The sequence below is a fragment of the Streptomyces albidochromogenes genome, assembly GCF_005981925.1.
Lineage (GTDB): Bacteria > Actinomycetota > Actinomycetes > Streptomycetales > Streptomycetaceae > Streptomyces > Streptomyces albidochromogenes.
Window position 1 is genome coordinate 1 of record NZ_VBVX01000462.1, and the last position, 3,696, is coordinate 3,696.

Sequence of the window (3,696 nt, forward strand, 5' to 3'; positions counted from 1 at the left end):
TGCCGTTGCCGGAGTTGTTGTTCGGTGAGGTGGCGGGTCGGTTGGACCGGACGCGGTACGCGCAGGTGGGCATCGTGTCGGTGCAGGTGGCTCTGGTGCGCTGGCTGGAGTCGGTGGGGGTGCGTCCCGACGCGGTGGTGGGTCACAGTCTGGGGGAGCTGACGGCTGCGTGGGCCGCGGGTGTGCTGGGCCTGGAGGACTTGCTGCGGTTGACGGCGCTGCGGGGCGGGTTGATGGAGTCGCAGCCCGGTGCGGGCGCGATGGCGGTCGTCCACGCGGACGCCGAGACGGTGGTGTCCGCGCTGGCGGCTCACCCCGGAGTCGAGGTCGCCGCGTTCAACGCGCCGCGGGTGGTGACGGTGACGGGTCCGGCGGACGCGGTGGGGATGTTCTGCCGCGAGTCGGGGTTGCGGTCGCAGCCGTTGGTGGTCAGCCACGCGTTCCACTCCGCCGCGATGCAGGGTGCCGTCGCACCGTTCGTCGAGGCGGTGGCCGGCACGGCGTTGTCCGCCCCGATGGTCGGATTCGTGTCGGCGGTCGACGGGGGCTGGCACACGGCGGAGTCGGTCGCCGAACCCGGCTACTGGGGGCGGGCGATGCGAGAGCCGGTGCGCTTCTCGCAGGCGGTCACCACGCTCGCGGAAACGGGTGCCCGGTCGGTGTGGGAGATCGGTTCCCACCCGCAGCTGACGTCGCTGGCGCGCGCTTCGTGGAGCGGCACGCCGGACCCGGTGTGGATCAGTACGTTGCGTCGGGACCGGGTGGACCAGGTCCAGCTGCACGAGGCGGTGGCCGCGTTCGTGAACCAGGCCTCGGGCGACATCGACTGGTCCGCTGTGCACCGGGGGAAGGCCCCGCGCACCACCACCATCCCCACCTACCCCTTCAAACGGCAGGACCTGACCGCGCCCCCCGCTCGTCGCAGCGGCACCGCGAGGAGCGCCGTCAGCCACCCGCTGTTTGACCGTCACTATGAGCACCAGAGCGAGGGACAGTGACGAACCCGGCCGAGACCTACGAGAAGACGTTCACGGGCCAGGAGCCCTTCATCGCCCAGCATCGCTCCGCGGGCACCGGCCTGCTGCCCGCCGCGGTGCAGCTGGAAATGGCGATGGTGGGGGTTGCCCAGCGCCGGCCGTTCGCCCCGCTGGAGCTCACCGACGTGACGTTCAGGCGTCCCCTCACCATCGCCGCCCACGAGGCGGTTCCCGTCCGGCTCGACGTGACCTTCGGAACCCGGACCCGCTTCGAGCTGAGCACGGTGGTGGCCGGCGAGCGCAAACCCCTGTCCACCGGTACCGGCCGGCTGCTCCCAGAGGGCGCCCCGGTCCGGCCCTCCGGCACGGGCCGGAACGTGACGGCCACACGGGCGATCACCCCGCAGCGGCTGTACGACGGCTGGGCGCGCGAAGGTCTGCGGTACGGGCCCGACTTCCGTACCGTCCGGGAACTCGCCGTCGGCGACGGCGTGGCCCGGGCCACCCTGCGGTCCGACGCCGAGCCCATGCCCTGGTACGCCCATCCGCTGCTGGTGGACGGCGTGTTCCAGGTCGTCAGCTGCGCGCTCCAGGACCTCACGGGAGCCGATGGCCCGTACCCCATGCTGCCGATCGGCGTGGCCCGCCTCGCGGTGTTCACCGATCTGTCGGCCCTGTCGGCCGGCGTGAGGGTCCTGGTGCGCCGCACCGGCGTCGACGGCGCCTACGCCACCGCCGACGCGCTCCTGCTCGGGCCCTCGGACGAGGTGGCCGCGGAGTTCGAGGGGATACGGATGCGCCGTACGGCCGCAGTGTCACGGCCGGCCGCCGCTCCGCCCCGGACACGAGCGGCCGTGCTGCCCATCACCCGGATCGACTGGCGTCCCACGCCGGCGACCGACGCGCGCCACGAGCCCGCGACCGGCACCTGGGTGGTGCTGGGCGACGGCGGACCCGGCAGCCTGGGCGAGCGCGCGGCCCGGCAGCTGCGTGCCGAGGGAGCCCGCGTGGTGGAGGTCGGCGTCGACCCGTCCCGGCCGCAGGCGGACGGCGGCGACCGGCGCGTGCTGGAACGGCCGGACGAGGAGGCGTTCCGCAAGCTCTGGGAGGAGGTCGGGGACCCGATCGCGGGTGTGCTGCACCTGTGGAACTCCGACGCCGTGCCCGCCGGCGCCGGGGCGGCGAAGGCGGAAGAGGCGGAGCTCCGCCTCGGCCTGTACGCCTGCCTGGCCGCCGTACGGACGCTCGGTGAGCGGCAGCGCAAGTCGCGCTTCCTGGTGGTGACCCGGGACGGGCAGTCGGTGGTGGACGGCGACCGGCCGGTGCCCGCGCGCGCCGCCCTGTGGGGCTTTCTCCGGACCGCCGCCATCGAGTACCCGGGCTTCCACCCGCGCCTCGTCGACGTCGCCCAGGACCCCGACGACGCCCTGCGCGCCCTCCTGGCGGAGCTCGGCGCCAGTGCCGGGCCCACCGAGGTCGGCTACCGGCAGGGCGTCCGCCGTACCCCCGTCCGGGTGCGCGACCGGGCGGCGCACGCCGCACCGCACGCCGGGCCGGGACCCGTCAGGCAGGGCGGCCGCTACCTCGTCCTCGGCGGTCACGGCGGGCTGGGCCTGGAGGTCGCCGACCGGTTCGCACGGGAGGGCGCCGGCGTCGTGGCGCTGGTCAGCCGTTCCGCGGCGGCCGGCGCGGGCAACGACCGGACGGCCGCGATCGCCGCCCGTGGGTGCGAGGTCGTCTCCTACAGCGCGGACGCGACAACCCCTGGCGCCCTGGCGGCCGTGGTGGAGCGTATCCGAGAGGAGTTCGGCGAGCTGCACGGCGTGGTGCACGCCGCCGGCACGCTCAAGGACGGGCTGATCCGCACCGCCACCGCCGAGGACATCGCGGGGGTGATGAGCCCGAAGGTCGACGGCGCCCGGGAGCTGGCGGCGGCGGTGGCCGGGGTGGACCTGGACTTCGCCGTGCTGTTCGCGTCGGTCTCCGGCACGTTCGGCAACCTCGGGCAGGGCGGGTACGCCGCCGCCAACGCGTACCTCGACGCCTTCGCCCAGGCGCACGGCGCGCCGTGGCTGAGTGTCGCCTGGGGTTTGTGGGGCGAGGTGGGCATGGGCACGGCCGTCGCGGACCAGCTGCGACGGCGTGGCGTCCGGCCGCTGGTCACCGAGGAGGGCCTGGACTCCCTGATCGCGTTGCTGGGGGCGGAGGATGGCCCCCGCCAGGTGGTCGTCGCCCACCCGGACGCCGGCGACACGGTCGTCGAACTCGACGGCCCGGGCGAAGAGACCGGCGGCTCGCCCATGGACACGCACACCGACGTGACGGGCGTTGCCGGCGAGACCGCCGCGACCGCCGAAGATGCCCGGGAACGTGTCGCGGACGCCCTGGAGTTGTTCCTGGCGGAGCGGCTCGGGACCACGTCCTTCGACCGGGGCATGCCCCTGTCGGACTACGGCATGAGCTCGATCATGAGTGTCGAGTTGTCCGAGGAGCTGTCCCGCAGGTGGGACGTCCACCTCCCGGCGACGCTTTTCCTGGAGTACGGCGAGTTCGCCGAGCTGGCCCAGGCCCTGACCGACCGCTACGGTGCGGCCGCCGCCGTCGCGGCGCCGGCGGCGGGCGCGATCGTACAGACCGCCGAGCCCTCCGAAATCGCCGATCCTTCCGAAACCGCCGAGACCACCGGCCCCACCGAGCACCGCCCGGCCGCATCCCCCGC

2 protein-coding genes are annotated in these 3,696 nt (G+C 74.4%); both read left to right on the plus strand.

The genetic code is table 11. From position 1 onward, the window contains the following. Positions 1–998: acyltransferase domain-containing protein (locus E2E34_RS32420; protein ID WP_138905418.1), on the plus strand; the 998-nt coding region annotated here is incomplete at its 5' end. Then, positions 995–3,696 (plus strand): SDR family NAD(P)-dependent oxidoreductase (locus tag E2E34_RS32425; protein WP_138905419.1); only part of this gene is annotated, 2,702 nt, incomplete at its 3' end. The genes E2E34_RS32420 and E2E34_RS32425, both read left to right, overlap by 4 nt.